We start from the raw sequence: 16,956 nt of genomic DNA on the forward strand, positions 1-16,956 counted from the left end.
GTTTTGATAAGTTATCGTACCAATCTTATCATGCTGTATGACTAATCATAAAAGGAACCCTCTTGTGAACACGCTCAACCGTCGTGATTTTCCCGGTGCGCAGTATCCCGAACGCATTATTCAGTTTGGCGAAGGCAATTTCCTGCGTGCGTTTGTCGACTGGCAAATTGACCTTTTGAATGAACATACCGATCTCAACGCCGGTGTGGTTATCGTTCGTCCTATTCAGAGCGACTTCCCGCCGTCGCTGAACACGCAAGATGGGTTATACACCACCATTATTCGTGGCCTGAATGAGCAGGGCGAAGAGGTGAGCGAAGCCCGACTTATCCGCTCTGTTAACCGTGAAATCAGCGTCTACGACGATTACGACGCCTTTCTGAAACTGGCACACAGCCCGGATATGCGCTTTGTTTTCTCGAACACCACCGAAGCCGGAATCAGCTATCACGCGGAGGATAAGTTCGACGATGCGCCTGCCGTCAGCTTCCCGGCGAAGCTAACGCGCCTGCTGTTTGAGCGCTTTAGCCACTTTAACGGCGCGCCTGATAAGGGCTGGGTTATCATTCCGTGTGAACTGATTGACTACAACGGTGACGCATTGCGTGAACTTGTGTTGCGCTATGCCCAGGAGTGGGCGCTGCCTGCCGCCTTTATCCAGTGGCTGAACGAGGCAAACCACTTCTGCTCAACGCTGGTTGACCGTATCGTAACCGGTTACCCGCGCGATGAAGTGGACACGCTTGAGGCCGAGCTGGGTTATCACGATGGGTTCCTGGACACGGCTGAACACTTTTATCTGTTTGTAATTCAGGGGCCAGCCTCGCTGGCTGTTGAACTGCGCCTGGATAAGTACCCGTTAAACGTGTTGATTGTCGACGACATCAAGCCCTATAAAGAGCGTAAAGTCGCCATTCTTAACGGTGCGCACACGGCGCTGGTACCGGTGGCCTATCAGGCCGGGCTGGATACGGTTGGCGAGGCGATGAATGATGAAGACGTGTGCGCTTTCGTCGAAAAAGCAATTTATGAGGAGATTATTCCGGTTCTCGATTTGCCCCGCGACGAACTGGAGTCGTTCGCCAGCGCGGTAACAGGGCGTTTTCGAAATCCCTACATCAGACACCAGCTGCTTTCCATCGCGCTCAACGGCATGACCAAGTATCGCACGCGTATTCTTCCGCAGCTGCTGGCAGGGCAGAAGGCTTCAGGTCAACTGCCAGCGCGTCTGACGTTTGCGTTAGCGGCACTGATCGCATTTTATCGCGCGGAGCGTAACGGAGAGAACTATCCGGTGCAGGATGATGCGTTCTGGCTGGAACGTTATCAACAGCTATGGGCGCAGCATCGCGATAATCAGCTCGCTACCCGCGAACTGGTGCACGCCGTGCTGAGCGTAGAAGCGCACTGGGAGCAGGACCTGACGAAGGTGGACGGTCTGGTTGATCAGGTGACGCGGGATCTTGATGCCATTCTGCTGAAGGGCATGCGCGCAGCGGTGAAGCCGCTTTGCTAATTACGTGACCCGGCTTCGGCCGGGTTTAAACAGGCATTATTTTAGTTACAACATACTTTTTACCCTGTTTTTAAAATCAAATGCAGCACCGTGCGGTTTTCATTCTTCAGGTGAGTGAATGCAATGTTCCGTTAACATGCTTGCAACCGTGATGGGGATCACGTTTAATAGCCACGCTCTTTTCTTGCCTGAAACTCACTATGATTGTTCGTCCTAAACAGCACTGGCTACAACTGATTTTCGTCTGGCACGGTTCGGTACTCCCCAAAATCTATACCCGACTGCTGCTCAACTTCCTGCTTTCTATCGCCGTTATCCTGATGCTGCCGTGGTATACCTCGCTGGGCATCAAATTTACCGTGGCGCCATTTAGCATTCTCGGCGTGGCGATCGCAATCTTTCTTGGTTTCAGAAACAACGCCTGCTATTCACGCTACGTTGAGGCTCGCCAGCTGTGGGGGCAACTGATGATAGCGGCACGCTCGCTGTTTCGCGAGGTAAAAAACACCTTGCCGGACGATAAACACCTGGGGGAATTTGTCCGCCTGCAGATCGCCTTTGCCAACTGCCTGCGCATGACCCTGCGCCGGGAAATGAACGCTGATCAGCTCTCTCGCTATCTTGCCCCGGACGTTTTAGCTCAGGTAATGGGCGCCAACTCGCCGGCGAACCGTATTTTGCTGGTCATGGGGGAGTGGCTGGCCGTGCGGCGGCGTAACGGGCAGCTTTCGGACATCCTGTTCCACAGCCTGAACAACCGCCTGAACGATATGTCCATCGTCCTTTCCGGCTGTGAACGGATTGCGACAACGCCAGTGCCGTTTGCCTATACGCTGATTTTGCACCGCACGGTGTATCTGTTCTGCATCATGCTGCCGTTCGCGCTGGTTGTGGATCTGCACTACATGACGCCGTTTGTCTCGGCGCTGATCTCATACACCTTTATCTCGCTGGACACCCTGGCGGAAGAGCTGGAAGACCCGTTTGGCACAGAAGATAACGACCTTCCGCTGGACGCCATCTGCAACATGATGGAACGCGATCTGCTACAGATGAACGATGAAGAGAACATTCCGGAAAGGCTGATGCCGGATAAGCACTATCAGCTGACCTGATGGGCGTTCCACTCGTCGCGGGTGATCTCCCACAGTTCGGAGTCCAATATCCCGCTGACGTAGGCTTTCTTTTCCGTTCTGATGAGCCGCATGCCGCTGCTGTCTGAAATACGACGGGAGCGGCTGTTCGCGGCGGCCTTCGGCGCCCGCAAAACGGGTTTGTTGAGCGTATTAAACCAGTAATCCGTCGCGGCAATGCTGGCCTCACGCATATATCCCTGTCCCTGAAACTCCGGCGCCAGCCAGAATCCGCGGTTATTATCGTCAACATCGTACAGACAGATAATCCCCATCAACGCATCCGGCACCTCACGACGGCGGATGCTCCAGATCCAGGCTATCCCTTTTGCCATATCCGGCAGCGCGACATTATTCACATAGTTTTCCGCGCCATTATCCGGGTAGGGCCAGGGCACGGAAGAGACCAAATAGCGGACGATCTCCCAGCGCGGATACAGCTTTTGAATCTGAACCGCATCTTCGGCGACCAGCGGTTTCAGCAGGAGACGTTCTGTCGTGAGGGTCGGTATTGTCATCTGCGGATCTCCTTATTTAAGCGTTATGTTTTTGTTTGCGTTCTGGTATTTTCATCTCTATCACATTCTGGTGAGGCGTGCTGTGGTTATTCACTACCAAAAATGGGCAACGTCTCTTTCATGGCGAAATATTGAAGAGATGATATGACGTTACGAACTGCTCATCCACAGGAAGCCGAAATACTCTGGAATATACGCAATCAGGCGATTCGTCACGGCTGCAAAACCAGCTACGACGCTGACGTGATTGCACGCTGGACGCCGGATCTTATGCCCGAGCATTACCGTCAAATGGTCATTGATTACCCTTTTTACGTGGTGGAAGACGAGAAGGGCGTCATTGCGGCTACCGGCTATCTGGATCTTGATACCCATTGTCTGGAGGCCATATTCACCTTGCCTTCAGCCACCGGAAAAGGCATGGCGACCCGAATTATCGAAGCGCTTACACACGAGGCGCGCAGCCGGGGGATAACCCGCCTAAGGCTGGATGCAACGCCTAACGCCCACTCCTTTTATCAGAAGCTGGGGTTTGTGACGCTGCGCGAAAACTATCATCACTCGCGTATGGCGGGGGCTGATTTACGCTGTTTTGAAATGGCAATCGACTTGTAATGTGAGGAACGCATGGCTGTCACGGTAAGACCTCTACGCGAAGACGACTATCCCCAGTGGCGACCGCTGTGGGATGGCTATACCCATTTTTATGATTGCTACCTCGAGGAGTCCGTTACCGCATCGACATGGGAAAGGGCGCTTTCAGCGCATTCACCGATGTTCTCTCGGGTGGTAGAGAAAGACGCAAAGGTCATCGGTTTCGCAATGTGTGTTCTGCACGAAGGAACCTGGTCAACCGCGCCCATCTGCTATCTGGAAGATCTGTTTGTTGATGCAGCCGAGCGCGGCGCGGGAGCGGGTAAGGCGCTGATTGATGCCTTGATAGCGGAAGGCAAGCGCGAAGGGTGGTCAAAGCTCTACTGGGTTACCCGGGAGAACAATCCGGCACGTAAACTCTACGATCGATACGGTGACGCTGACGATTACGTCCGCTATCGTCTCTCCCTTTAAGGCAAAAACGCCTGTGTTTGTATCACACTGTATCCGTGTTCCAGATACATACACAGGCTTGCAATAAACGCGTTTCCGCACATATCCGCTATACATTGAACTGTTGTTATATCCCCGTGAATTGTACTCAACCGGAGATACCAACATGTTCAGCAAACTCGCTTATTCAACGCTTGCCCTCACCGTTTCCCTTGGCACCGTCATGTCATGTCAGGCCGAAGTCACCGGCACTAACTTAGCGGCGGCTTTCGATCGTCCACAGCAAATTAACGCCGGCGATCTTAACGTCGGGTATGTCGACATTGGTCCTAAAGACGGCCAACCGGTCATTCTGTTACACGGCTGGCCCTACGATATTCACAGCTACGCTGAAGTCGCGCCTGCGCTGGCGGCAAAAGGCTATCGCGTGATTGTGCCTTCTCTACGCGGCTACGGCACTACGCGCTTCCTGTCGGCAAAAACGCCGCGCAACGGCCAGCCTTCCGCGATGGCGAAAGATATCGTGAACCTGATGGACGCCCTGAATATCAAGCAGGCGGTGTTTGCAGGCTATGACTGGGGTGCCCGTACGGCCGATATCGTTGCGGCGCTGTGGCCAGAGCGCGTTAAGTCGCTCGTTTCGGTAAGCGGTTATCTCATCAGCAGCCAGCAAATTGGTAAACAGCCGTTGCCGCCAAAAGCGGAGCAGCAGTGGTGGTATCAGTTCTATTTCGCCACCGAGCGCGGCGCTGAAGGCTATGCCAAAAACACGCATGACTTCGCTCGTTTGATCTGGTCTCAGGCCTCACCTGACTGGAAATTTAGCGACGCTGTCTTTAACGCCAGCGCCAAATCCCTTGATAACCCGGATCACGTTGCGGTAACGCTCAGCAACTATCGCTGGCGCTTAGGGCTGGAAAAAGGCGAGCGCAAATACGACGCCTACGAGCAAAAACTGGCCACGCTGCCGAATATCACCGTTCCGACGATCACCATCGAAGGCGGAAACAACGGGGCGCCGCATCCGGCACCGCAGGCCTACGCGGGTAAATTCACCGGTAAGTATGAACACCGTACCTTCGGCGCAACCGTGGGGCACAATCCGCCTCAGGAAGATCCGCAGGATTTCGTCAAGGCAGTTGTTGACGCTGACAAACTCTGAAATGTGCTATTTTCAGTACGTTACCCTTCGGTCTGGAGATTTCGGTGGAGCATATTGATCATATCCTTGTCGTCGATGACGACAGGGATATTCGTGAACTGATTATCGACTATCTCGTTAAGTCCGGTTATCGCGCCTCTGGCGCGGCAAACGGCAAAGAGATGCGCGTCGTGCTGGACAAGCAGCATATCGACCTGGTGGTGCTGGACGTTATGATGCCCGGCGACGATGGGCTTACGCTGTGTCGGCAATTACGCGTCGGGAAATATAAAGATCTGCCCATCCTGATGCTGACGGCGCGCAACGAGGAGACGGACAGGATCCTGGGTCTGGAAATGGGAGCCGACGATTACGTCGTAAAGCCTTTCGTCGCGCGAGAATTGCTGGCGCGTATCAAAGCGATTTTACGCCGTTTTCGCACGATGCCGCCCAATTTACAGGTGACGGAAGCAGGGCGGCTGGTGACGTTCGGCGAATGGCAGCTCGATACCGTTGCCCGCCACCTGATCGACCCGGAAGGGGTGATTGTGGCGCTCAGCGGGGCGGAGTATCGCCTGCTGCGCGTTTTCCTTGACCACCCGCAGCGGGTGCTGACCCGCGATCAGCTGCTCAACCTGACACAGGGGCGTGACGCCGAGCTGTTTGAACGATCAATCGACCTGCTGGTTAGCCGGGTTCGCCAGCGTCTGAATGAAGATGCCCGTACGCCCGCGTATATCAAAACCGTGCGCAGCGAGGGCTATGTGTTTACCATGCCGGTCACCATCATAGAGGCTAACGAATGACGCTCTGGCCTCGCTCGCTGCTGGCCCGCTTGCTGATCGTCGTGCTGCCCGGCCTGTTGCTCGCCAATGCCCTGAGCCTGACGCTGGTCATGATAGAGCGAATGCACAGCGCCCGAACGGTGATGCTCGGTAATCTGGAATACGATGTCGCGACCAGCGTGGCTATTTTAGACCGCTTACCCGCCAGCGAGCGCGCGGCCTGGCTGCCGCGACTTGAACGGGGTAACTATCGCTATATTCTGGGGCCGGGAGAGCCCGGGAACGCGCCGACGGACAAGCGCTCCCGGGACGCCATCCGAACCTTAAAAGCGACGCTTGCGGAACAGTACCCGCTCAGCTTCACCGCCGTTCCCGGCGCCATTTCACATATCCAGGCGCATCTCACGCTACATGATGGCGCACCGCTGACCATTGACCTGATCCCTCGGATGCCGCCGGTCGCCAGCTGGCTGCCCGTTGTTCTTATTCTGCAGTTGCTCGTGCTGGCTGCCTGCTCCTGGATCGCCGTACGCCAGGTGATACGGCCTTTTTCACAGTTTACCCGCGCGGTAGACTCCCTGGACCCGGCTGCCAATTCGCCAATGACGGAAAAGGGGCCGATCGAGGTGCAGCGGGCAGCACATGCCTTCAACGCGATGCAGGCGCGCATTCAGTCCTATCTCAGGGAGCGGGCGCAGATCCTGGCATCCATATCGCACGATCTCCAGACGCCCATTACCCGCATGAAGCTTCGTGTTGAAATGGCGGATCAGCCTGACCTGCGCGACAAGCTCTTAAACGACCTTGATAACATGTCGCGTCTGGTGCGGGAGGGTATTGCGTATGCCCGGTCATCAGAATCACTGGAAGAGACCTCGCTGAAGCTGGAGCTGAACGCCTGGATAAACAGCATCGCCTGCGATTATCAGGACATCGGTAAAAACGTGCAGTTTCAGGCAGGCGAAAACCGTTTGCCCATCGTTACGCGTCCACAGGCGCTGCGCCGGGTGTTGACCAACCTGCTGGATAACGCCCTGAAATTTGGCGACTACGCCACCATTAGCATTGATGACTCGGCTGCCGGAGAGGTGGTGATTCATATCATGGACGGCGGGCCTGGGATACCGGATGCCGAGCTGGAGGCGGTATTACAGCCGTTTTATCGGGTAGAAACATCACGCAACCGCGACACCGGCGGGACAGGACTCGGCCTGGCGATCGCAGAGCAGCTCACCGCTCAGCTGGGCGGAAAGCTAAAGCTGGAGAACCGCGCAGAGGGCGGGCTGGACGTTTCGATTACTCTCCCGCGCCTTTAATTGTACGGTTCTGTATCTCCCCGCGAGGCCGATACAGAGCCAGACAAAAACCCACGCTTTTACACATATCCTGAACACATCCGCACGATGAAATAGCCTCACTGCAGCGTCGCAGGACTTGTATTGTGAGGTGTCTATGTTTCTGATAATTGCTTTCCTGGGCGGGATGATAAGCCTGCTCAGTCCATGTACGCTCCCGGTAATTCCTCTCCTGTTCGCCGGTTTTCAGGGGCAGCGGCGACATATTCTGGCGCTGCTCGCGGGGATGATCGTCATGTTCACCCTGGTGGCGATGGTCGTCACCGTCGCCAGCGAGTGGATAGCAGAGGCAACTATCGTCGGGCGCTGGATCGCGCTTATCGTCCTGGCCACGGCCGCACTGGCCTTAATTTTTCCGGCCTTTGCCCAGCGTATCGCCGGGCCGGCAGTCAGCGCGGGGAATGTCCTCAACACCCGAAGCGGGCAAACGCGTGGTATGGCATCGGCTTTTCTGGCCGGGCTTGCCGTCGGGCTGCTCTGGTCTCCCTGCGCGGGACCGATTCTGGGCACCATTTTCATCATCAATATTGCCGGACACTCGGCCATTGCCACAGGAGCCTTGCTGGCCGCCTATGGTAGCGGCTGCGCGCTGATGCTGGGCCTGCTCGTTTTCGGAGGCCGCACGCTGATGGCGCCGCTGAGAGCAAGATCTGCGCTGATGGAAAAATTACGTCAGGGGGCAGGCGTGGTGATGTTAGCGGCCGTCGTCTTTAACGCAACGGGGATGACGTCTGTTCTGCAAGGCGCAAACGGCGTCGCGAATCGTCTTGAAACCGCGCTGCTGAATCTGGCAAAGCCCGTCGCGCAACCGGCGAAGCTTCAACCGGTCGTCATGACCGAGCCCAGCAGCCAGCTGCCTTCATTAAGCGGTGGGACAGGGTGGGTAAATGGTGACCCTGTCACGTCTGAATCGTTGCGCGGGAAGGTGGTTCTGATCGATTTCTGGACCTGGGACTGTATTAACTGCCAGCATACGCTTCCGCACGTGCGCGACTGGGCAACAAAATACCAGTCTCAGGGCCTGGTCGTCATAGGGGTACACACGCCTGAATACCCCTGGGAGAAACCGATCGCCTCGGTGAAAAACGCGGTAAATAAGTGGCAACTGCCGTACCGGGTTGTGACGGACAACAACTATCAGATCTGGAACGCTTTCGGCAACCAGTACTGGCCCGCGCACTACTATTTCGATGCTAAAGGTCAGCTACGCTATACCTCGTTTGGCGAAGGGAATTATGAGCAGCAGGAAAAGGTTATCCAGCAGCTGCTCAAAGAGGCCCGTTCATAGCGCCGTTCAGGGCTGACGCTGGGCAACCATAAACAGTCGAGGAAAAGCCAGCAGTATCTGCCCATTTTCCTGGAGCGGATACTGCTCTTCCAGCAGTTCATGGTAGCGTTTCAGGAAACGTTGCTGCTCGCTCTCGTTCAGTTCCTGGAGCCACGGGCGTAAACCGGTCGCGCTGACCCAGTCAATAATGGCCTGGTGCGAACTCATTTTATGGAAATAGGTTGTCCGCCAGATATCCACATCGCAGCCGGCCTCCGACAGGATATCGTAATAGGCATGCACGCCAGGCAGCGGCTCGCGGCCACGGTCCGGGTAGCCTTGCTCCAGCGCCACCTCACGCATCGCCACATGCGTGGGCTCAAGCCAGTTGTCCGGCATCTGGATCGCCAGCACGCCATTGAGCGCGAGCAGTGACGCCAGATGCGGCAGGAGATCGTAATGGTCAGGTATCCACTGTAGGGATGCGTTCGCATAGATGAGGTTCAACGGCTGGCCTGGCCTGAACTGGCGGATATCGGCCTCAACGAACTGACAGTCGGGCAGTGCGCTGCGCGCCTCTTCCAGCATAGCCGGTGAGTTATCGACGCCGACAATCTGCGCTTTTGGCCAGCGATGCTGCAACAGCGCGGTGCTGTTTCCCGGCCCGCAGCCCAAATCGGCAATGGTGGCAACGTCACTCAGGGGAATTCTGGCAAGCAGCTCGGCGGCAGGGCGCGTTCGTTCAGCGCCGTATTGCAGATAAAGCGAAGGGTTCCAGTCGGCCATCTTCAGATCTCCGTTTTGCGTGTTTCAGCAAGGATAGCACAGGCCGACACCTGCACCGGGACAGGCGTCGGGCGACCGGCAGGTTACAGAATGCCTTTCAGTGCAATATGGTAGAGCAGCATGATGGTTTTTCCGTCGACGATTTTGCCCATATCAATTCCCCGCAAGGCCTCTTCAAAGGGCATTTCCAGCACGTCGATATCTTCTCCCTCCGCTTTGATACCGCCGCCTGCGCTGGTTTTGTCCTTCGGCTGATACTCGGCAATATAGAAATAGAGTTTCTCCGTTACGGAGCCTGGGCTCATGTAGGCTTCAAAGATTTTCTGCACGCTCGACACATTAAACCCGGTCTCTTCTTCCGCCTCTGCTCTAATGCGGCTTTCCGGATCCATGTTATCAAGCAGGCCGGCCGCCGCCTCAATCAGATTGTCCTCATGGCCATTAATAAAGACCGGGAAGCGGAACTGGCGGGTCAGAATCACCGTTTTTTGGTCACGGTTGTAGAGCAGGATCGTAGCGCCGTTCCCCCGGTCATAAACTTCACGCGTTTGCCGCTGCCATTCGCCATCGCGTCTTTGCAGGTCAAAGGTATATTTTTTAAGTAAGTACCAGTTATCGGACAGGGTTTCACTGTCAATGATGCGCACATCTGCACGTTTTGATTGCACGTTTCGTCCTCCTTACGTAGAGTAACTATCAATACCAGCACTATCGTGCATTTTCAAGATTAAACATGCAACATCAGGAATACATCATGCTCACCAGTCAGCGAAAACAGTTGATCCTTGAAAAGCTCGGTGCCGAAGGTCAAGTCCAGTCAAAAGCGCTTAGCGTTCTCTTCGACGTCTCTGAAGACACCATCCGACGCGATTTGCGCGAGCTGGCGGCAGAAGGGCGTTTACAGCGGGTTCACGGCGGCGCGCTGCCGTCGTCTTCCGCTACTGTGCCTTTCGCGGAACGACAGTCCGTTAAAATGGATGCCAAAAGAAAGGTGGCGCAGAAGGGGGCACAGCTGATTTCTTCGGGCCAGGTGGTGATCGTTGACGGTGGAACGACCACTTCAGAATTGCTCGCTTTTTTACCGCGTGACCTGCGTATTACCGTGGTGACGCACAGTCCGAGCATTGCCCTGGGGCTTGTTAATCATCCTTCCATCGAGGTGATTCTGATCGGCGGCCGTTTGTATAAACACTCGATTGTCGCCGTTGGCGCGGCTGCCATCGAAGGTATCGAAAACATTCATGCGGATCTGTTCTTTATGGGCGTGACCGGTATCCATCCGGAAGCAGGGCTGACGACCGGAGATTTCGAAGAGGCGTGCATCAAACGTGCATTTTCCGGCAGAGCCGCCGAGACGGTTGTCCTGGCGTCGCCGGAAAAAATAAATACGGCGTCATCATTTGTTATTGGCGATGTGGCGCTGGCGAATACGATTGTCGTCGAAGGCGATACCGACCGCGGCTGGGTCAATGCGGTATCGGAAAAAGGGGTATCGGTCGTATTGGCCTGAGCGTGAGCCAGCCAGAAAACTGGCTGGCGCGGGTACTCGCAAGCGGGTGAAATTAAGTTATCTTTCTTCGGGGGCATGGCATACCGCTTCGATATTATGACCATCAGGCGCAATGACAAATGCGGCATAGTAATTTTTACCGTAGGAGCGTAATCCCGGTGCGCCATTGTCGCGTCCGCCTGCGCGCAGCGCGGCATGGTAAAAGTCATCAACCTGCTGGCGTGTCGTGGCCACAAAGGCCAGATGAAGCGGAGCGGGTTTATCATTCGACTGAAAAAGGCAAAGAGAAACATCGCCGGAACTCATTTCGACGCCATAGTCAGGAGAGCCTTCATCGACGAGTTCGACACCGAGCGGTTGAAGCGACATGAGGAAGAAGGTTTTACTTTTCTCATAATCGCTGACGCCGAATTTTACATGATCAAACATTATGGACTCCTCAAAAGTGATGGTGAAATGAGAAGTATAGAAAGAGAGTGGAGTCCAATACGATCAAGGGGTTGTGAATGTGACCGATATCAATACTCGCTACACAGCAGACCGTTTACTCCCTACGAATGTCCAACGCAGATAATCATAGAGCCAGTTAAATAGCATCGTGTATGGCAGGAAAAACAGTACAAGGCCAATCTCAACAAAAAATGCCTCCGCGATCGTTAAATTCAGCATGAACATGGCCACAGGGATTAAGGAGATGATAAGGCCAGTTTCAAACCCAACTGCATGGATGGCGCGAACGAGAAACGTTCGTTGGAACTGATGTTTTTTCTGCAGGGAGTCAAAGAGCTTATTGAAGACAAAATTCCAGACCGTTGCGGTAAGCGCAGATATCACCGACAACGAACCCGACTGGAGTACCGAAACGTTCATCAGCCACGTAAGAGACAGAGCGATGATAACGTTGGCCGTCACTTCAAAAATGACAGCGTGGAAAATCCTTTCTTTAAAGCTTTTATTGAGTTCGATTTCCATAAGTCTACAGCAGCGGTGGTCAAAGCCAGGAGTATATCAAACGTCTTTTAACATTGGATAAACGTAGAAGTTGGGATTTCACAAGCTATCAATGAACCGGGGCAATCACGACCGTAGAAAGGCAGATTTTGACTGGCATTACGTTGGTGCGCATAATGTATATTATGTTAAATAAGAATATTGCCGTGCCTCAGGAGGTATCCCTCCTCAGTCTTGAGGATTCACCGTTGGCCACGCAGTTTGTATGTAAAACCCACTGACGATTACGCCCATCTGTGAAAAAAACTCACAACACCATTCGATGGCGCATGCTGGTTCCCTTCATGTCAGTGCAATACCCTTTCACATACAGAATTGCTGGCAATAAAAGAAGGAACACAGAATGAAGTATGTGAATCTGGGTCGTAGCGGTTTGCAAGTCTCCCGTCTTTGTCTCGGTTGTATGAGCTATGGTGAACCTGAACGCTTGCCTCAACCCTGGTCCCTGGATGAAAAGGCGTCACGTCCGCTCATTCGTCAGGCGCTTGAAGCGGGCATTAATTTTTTTGATACCGCGAATATCTACTCGGGCGGAAGTTCTGAAGAGATCACTGGAAAAGCGTTGAGAGAAATGGCCAGACGCGATGAGATCGTTGTGGCGACAAAGACCTTCTTTCCGTGGCGCAACTCATCCAATACCGGGTTTCTTTCCCGCAAGGCCATTTTTCAGTCTATTGACGATAGCCTGATGCGCTTAGGCATGGATTACGTGGATCTCTTTCAGATTCACCGCTTTGACCACTCCACGCCTGTTGAAGAGACCATGGAGGCTCTGCATGACCTCGTTAAATCAGGAAAAGTACGTTACATCGGCGCATCATCTATGGAAGCCTGGCGCTTTGCAAAAATGCAGCATACGGCAGAGCGTAACGGCTGGACCCGATTTATTACGATGCAACCGCAATACAACCTGCTTTACCGGGAAGAAGAGCGCGAGATGCTGCCCCTGTGTGAAGACCAGGGCGTTGGTGTGATCCCCTGGAGTCCGATGGCACGCGGCAGGCTCACGCGCGACTGGAGTGTCACGTCCCGACGAACGCAAAACGATGCCTTTGCGTTAAAAATGTATGAGAACGCAGCCCTTCTGGATAAGCCCGTTATTGATGTTGTTGCCAACATTGCTGAAAAGCACGATGTGCCAAGAGCCCATGTTGCAATTGCCTGGTTGCTATCAAAAACGGTCATCACAGCACCGATCATCGGCGCGACAAAACCAGAACATCTTTCCACGGCTATCAGCGCGCTTGACTTTTCACTTAGCGATGCCGAAATCATGGAACTCGAGGCACGCTATCTGCCGCACCCCGTCGACGGGATCATTCCCCCGCTTCCGGATACGCCACCTTCACTCACGCCGCCTTCAGCAATACAGGACTGTTAATGCCCTACCCTGGCCCGGCGTTGGTTCGGTTCCGCTGTTGGTGACAATGAACAACTCTTGATGTCCGGGTCGGATCGCCAGACAGGGAGACTTTACCTACAGTCTCCCTGTGACAGTAAGTATAAAGGTGGCCATCACCGTTTAACTTTTATCAAACTGACTTTCGGTAAACGGATCTGCGCGACCACCCTGCAATGGGATCCTGGCAAGCGCTGCATCGATTTCGCGTAACTCGCTGTCCGTCAACCGGACTTGCGGTGCACCGCTATTTTCTATCAGGTGCGGATATTGCGTCGTACCCGGGATGGGGACAATCCATGGCCGTTGTGCCATCACCCAGGCCAGCGCGAACTGAACCGGAGTGGTGTTTTTGCGGCGGGCCCACGATTGCGCAAATTCAAGCAGTACCATGTTTTTGGCCAGGGCATCGGGCTGGAAGCGTGGCAGGTTATGCCGCCGATCTGTGCTGTCGAACCGCTGATCTGGATTGACTGCCCCGGCAAGGAAACTCCGGGCGGTCGGGCAGTAAGGTACAAAGCCGATACCCAGCTCTTCGAGCGTTGGAAATATCCGCGTCTCCGGTTCACGCCACCACATGGCATACTCACTCTGTACTGCAGTCACAGGGAGTACCGCATGTGCGCGGCGGATTGTCCTGGCACTCGCTTCCGACAATCCCCAGTGTTTCACTTTACCCTCCTGGATCAACGCCTTCACGGTTTCCGCCACATCCTCAATCGGCACATTCGGATCGGGGCGATGCTGATAAAGCAGATCGATATGGTCCGTTTTCAGACGCTTTAGCGAGCCCTCTACGGCACGGCGAATATGGTCAGGATGGCTGTTAAGGGAGGTTGGCTTCCCCTCCTCCACGCCGAAACCGAACTTAGTGGCAATCACCACACGATCGCGAACGGGGGCCAGTGCTTCCCCGACAAATTCTTCACTGAGATGGGGACCATACACCTCGGCAGTATCAAAGAACGTAATGCCTTGTTCGAAGGCGGCCCGGATGAGCGAAACCATGGCTTTGCGATCGCGCGGACCACCGCCGTAATACCCCACCATGGGCAGACACCCCAGTCCCATGCTGGAAACCTCCAGCGAGCCGAGTTTACGCGTGGTTAAGGTCTCCTTCTGGACGGGAACAGCATCCGAAGGGGCGTTCGACGAGTCCTGACCAGCCGGGTTCGCCATCACTGCACCGCTCCTGCCAAGGGTGGTAGCGGCCAACGCCAGACCGGCGCCGGCGATCAGAAAATTGCGACGATCCCGGGAAGCGGGTACGGAAGCAGAATGCTGGTCATGCATCATCTTGCTCATAAACTGGAACTCCCTATAGCGAAGAAAGGATTCATTAATTTGGTCATTACCAGGCATAAGCCTGGGGCGCTTCTCCCCCGGGGCCGGGCCAGATTTCATCGAGACAGCTCATGGTGTCGTCTGATAGCGTGATTGTCGTTGCGTGAAGCGCCTCCCGGAGTTGTTCGACCGTACGAGGCCCGATAAGTGGAGCAGTAACCACAGGATTCTGCAGGAGCCAGGCAAGCGCCACATCGGAAGGGGTTTCGCCGAGGTCCTCACATAATCCTTCGTAGGCTTCCAGCTGCGGACGATACTGTTCGATTAGACGGGAAAACGCGGGCCTTGCACGGCGCCCGCTTGCCATCTTTTTCAGTACGCCGCCAAGCAACCCTCCGGCAAGTGGGCTCCAGGGAATCAGTCCCAGGCCAAAATGACGGCATGCGGGAATGACCTCCAGCTCAACGGTTCGGGCAGTCAAATTGTAGAGACTTTGCTCAGCAACCAGGCCCAGGGAATGACGGGCCGTGGCAACTGACTGCGCGGTCGCAATGTCCCAGCCTGCGAAATTGCTGCTACCGATATAAAGCACTTTTCCCTGCTGAACAAGGAGTTCCATGGCCTGCCAGACCTCCTCCCATGGTGTATAACGATCGATGTGATGCATCTGATAGACGTCAATATGGTCGGTCTTAAGCCGTCGCAAACTGTCCTCGCAGGCCTTGCGAATATGGTAAGCAGAAAGACGGCGATCGTTCGGACCCGGTCCCATAGGCTGATAGGCTTTCGTCGCCAGAACGATACGGTCACGGCGGCCACCCTGCTGGAGCCAGCGACCAATAATCTCTTCAGACAGCCCCGAACCTTGCTGGATATCGGGTGATTGCTCGGTGCCATACACGTCTGCTGTATCAATGAAATTGATACCGCCTCAAGCGCTTCATCCAGAATGCTGGCGCTGGTTTTCTCGTCGGTGACATCACCAAAATTCATGGTTCCGAGACAGAGGCGGCTGACTTTCAGGCCGGTGCGGCCAAGATGCGTATAGTTCATACACGGCTCCGTTAGGTGAATGTTCCGCCCTGACCGACGGCCAGAGCGCATAATTTTCAAGAATAACGAAGCACAATATGTTCAGTGAGAGGCGATGGGTGGATGGACTTGTGAAAAAAATTCAGCAACGGATTAGCCGTGGTCGGTCTATGGTGTATATCATTTCCCTATCAACGCATTCGGGCCTTAACGCACAAGGAAAACGATTCTGTATGCAAATAAGCAGAGCTGATGTCGCCGATCTCATTTATTTCATGGCTATTGCACGTCATCGCAGTTTCAGCCGTGCGGCGATTGAATTAGGTGTCAGTGCATCAGCGCTTAGTCATGCCCTGAAGGGACTGGAAACCCGGCTCGGGGTTCGCCTGCTTAATCGCACGACCAAGAGCGTTACACCTACGGCTGCAGGTGAAGAACTGGTTCAGTCTGTCCTTCAGCCTTTCGACAAGATAGAAGGCGCGCTTGAATCGCTTAACCGGTATCGTAATACGCCTACCGGGCGTATCCGCATCAATGCAGCCGTTGAAGCGGCCAATCTTTTGCTTGCACCGGTTATGCCCGCGTTTATGGATCGCTATCCCGATATTGAAATCGATATTGTGGCCAGCAACCGTATGGTTGACGTCACTGATGCGGGCTTCGATGCCGGTATCCGCTATGGTGGCACCGTCCCGGAAGACATGGTTGCCCGGCGTTTATCTGCCGATATTCGCTGGGTTATCGCCGCATCCCCCGACTACCTTGAACGTTACGGAACGCCTGAACATCCGGATGATTTGTTACGCCATCGCTGTATAAGCAATCGTCTCGGCGACGATCGGATCTATCGCTGGGAACTTGAGCGAGACGGCGAAACGTACCAAATCACTGTGCCTGGCTCAGTGACGGTCAACCAGGCTGAAACGGGTCTTGTGGCCGTATTAGGCGGGGCCGGCCTGATGTATTTTCCGGAGCCTCTTGTTGCACCCTATGTGAAGGATGGACGGCTCCGCCTGGTGCTTACGGAATGGTCCCCGCTGGAGGAAGGTTTTTATATCTATTATTCAAGCCGCCGGCAACTGCCAACCGGGCTTCGCCTTCTGATTGAGTTCATACAGGAGGCCAGGCCGCTGGGGTTGTGAAATAGCGCTTCCATACGGGACGATGCGTTA

At 54.6% G+C, this 16,956-nt stretch carries 17 protein-coding genes and 1 pseudogene; 11 read left to right on the forward strand and 7 right to left on the reverse strand.

What is annotated here, in order from left to right:
- Positions 1-64: 64 nt before the first annotated feature.
- Both OKF39_RS12165 and OKF39_RS12170 read left to right on the forward strand, forming a co-directional pair.
- On the forward strand, positions 65-1,516 hold the full coding sequence (locus OKF39_RS12165; protein ID WP_479982956.1) for a tagaturonate reductase: 1,452 nt from the start codon (positions 65-67) through the stop codon (positions 1,514-1,516).
- Between the two features lie 200 nt (positions 1,517-1,716).
- Positions 1,717-2,631, forward strand: coding sequence for a bestrophin family protein (locus tag OKF39_RS12170; protein WP_028013153.1), 915 nt, complete (start codon positions 1,717-1,719; stop codon positions 2,629-2,631).
- Here the strand turns inward: OKF39_RS12170 and OKF39_RS12175 are convergent.
- Positions 2,619-3,167, reverse strand: a complete 549-nt coding sequence (locus tag OKF39_RS12175) for a GNAT family N-acetyltransferase (RefSeq protein ID WP_028013154.1) — start codon at positions 3,165-3,167, stop codon at positions 2,619-2,621. The two genes, OKF39_RS12170 and OKF39_RS12175, sit on opposite strands and share 13 nt — an antisense overlap.
- Positions 3,168-3,311: 144 nt before the next feature.
- Here OKF39_RS12175 and OKF39_RS12180 point away from each other — a divergent pair, with 144 nt between their 5' ends.
- The 6 genes from OKF39_RS12180 (at position 3,312) to OKF39_RS12205 (ending at position 8,783) form a co-directional block, all read left to right on the forward strand.
- Positions 3,312-3,782 carry a GNAT family N-acetyltransferase gene (locus OKF39_RS12180; protein WP_048958818.1) on the forward strand — a complete coding sequence of 157 codons (471 nt, stop codon included), beginning with the start codon at positions 3,312-3,314 and terminating at the stop codon, positions 3,780-3,782.
- Between the two features lie 12 nt (positions 3,783-3,794).
- Complete coding sequence (locus OKF39_RS12185) at positions 3,795-4,235, forward strand: N-acetyltransferase family protein (RefSeq protein WP_479982957.1); 441 nt, start codon at positions 3,795-3,797, stop codon at positions 4,233-4,235.
- Positions 4,236-4,380: 145 nt separating this feature from the next.
- Positions 4,381-5,376, forward strand: a complete 996-nt coding sequence (locus OKF39_RS12190; RefSeq protein WP_048958215.1) for an alpha/beta fold hydrolase — start codon at positions 4,381-4,383, stop codon at positions 5,374-5,376.
- Positions 5,377-5,420: 44 nt separating this feature from the next.
- Entirely contained in the window at positions 5,421-6,161 is a 741-nt protein-coding gene (locus OKF39_RS12195; RefSeq protein ID WP_049137820.1) for a response regulator, read from the forward strand.
- Complete coding sequence (locus tag OKF39_RS12200; RefSeq protein WP_479982958.1) at positions 6,158-7,456, forward strand: ATP-binding protein; 1,299 nt, start codon at positions 6,158-6,160, stop codon at positions 7,454-7,456. Before OKF39_RS12195 ends, OKF39_RS12200 begins: the two co-directional genes overlap by 4 nt.
- Positions 7,457-7,592: 136 nt before the next feature.
- Positions 7,593-8,783 (forward strand): cytochrome c biogenesis protein/redoxin, encoded by a 1,191-nt coding sequence (locus tag OKF39_RS12205; RefSeq protein ID WP_479982959.1) that lies wholly within the window; start codon positions 7,593-7,595, stop codon positions 8,781-8,783.
- Positions 8,784-8,789: 6 nt separating this feature from the next.
- On the opposite strand, the gene tam is transcribed toward OKF39_RS12205, so the two are convergent.
- Positions 8,790-9,548 (reverse strand): trans-aconitate 2-methyltransferase, encoded by a 759-nt coding sequence (tam, locus tag OKF39_RS12210; protein WP_045260523.1) that lies wholly within the window; start codon positions 9,546-9,548, stop codon positions 8,790-8,792.
- Between the two features lie 83 nt (positions 9,549-9,631).
- Entirely contained in the window at positions 9,632-10,216 is a 585-nt protein-coding gene (locus tag OKF39_RS12215; protein WP_479982960.1) for a GDP-mannose pyrophosphatase, read from the reverse strand.
- Between the two features lie 86 nt (positions 10,217-10,302).
- Between OKF39_RS12215 and OKF39_RS12220 the strand changes: the two genes are divergently transcribed.
- The gene (locus OKF39_RS12220) at positions 10,303-11,058 is read left to right on the forward strand and encodes a DeoR/GlpR family DNA-binding transcription regulator (RefSeq protein WP_479982961.1); all 756 of its coding nucleotides are present in this window, start codon (positions 10,303-10,305) and stop codon (positions 11,056-11,058) included.
- Between the two features lie 57 nt (positions 11,059-11,115).
- On the opposite strand, the gene OKF39_RS12225 is transcribed toward OKF39_RS12220, so the two are convergent.
- Together OKF39_RS12225 and OKF39_RS12230 are read right to left on the reverse strand one after the other, a co-directional pair.
- Entirely contained in the window at positions 11,116-11,487 is a 372-nt protein-coding gene (locus tag OKF39_RS12225; protein WP_028013164.1) for a VOC family protein, read from the reverse strand.
- A gap of 99 nt (positions 11,488-11,586) precedes the next feature.
- Positions 11,587-12,030, reverse strand: a complete 444-nt coding sequence (locus OKF39_RS12230) for a PACE efflux transporter (RefSeq protein WP_479982962.1) — start codon at positions 12,028-12,030, stop codon at positions 11,587-11,589.
- 382 nt (positions 12,031-12,412) lie between these two features.
- Between OKF39_RS12230 and OKF39_RS12235 the strand changes: the two genes are divergently transcribed.
- Positions 12,413-13,450 carry an aldo/keto reductase gene (locus tag OKF39_RS12235; RefSeq protein ID WP_479982963.1) on the forward strand — a complete coding sequence of 346 codons (1,038 nt, stop codon included), beginning with the start codon at positions 12,413-12,415 and terminating at the stop codon, positions 13,448-13,450.
- Between the two features lie 141 nt (positions 13,451-13,591).
- On the opposite strand, the gene OKF39_RS12240 is transcribed toward OKF39_RS12235, so the two are convergent.
- Together OKF39_RS12240 and OKF39_RS12245 are read right to left on the reverse strand one after the other, a co-directional pair.
- Entirely contained in the window at positions 13,592-14,773 is a 1,182-nt protein-coding gene (locus OKF39_RS12240; RefSeq protein WP_045260683.1) for an aldo/keto reductase, read from the reverse strand.
- Positions 14,774-14,819: 46 nt separating this feature from the next.
- Positions 14,820-15,805: pseudogene (locus tag OKF39_RS12245) on the reverse strand (aldo/keto reductase).
- A 212-nt stretch (positions 15,806-16,017) separates the two neighbouring features.
- Here OKF39_RS12245 and OKF39_RS12250 point away from each other — a divergent pair.
- On the forward strand, positions 16,018-16,926 hold the full coding sequence (locus OKF39_RS12250; RefSeq protein WP_136343365.1) for a LysR family transcriptional regulator: 909 nt from the start codon (positions 16,018-16,020) through the stop codon (positions 16,924-16,926).
- Positions 16,927-16,956 lie beyond the last annotated feature (30 nt).

It is taken from the genome of Enterobacter cloacae complex sp. HYC042_NIDB, assembly GCF_056673315.1.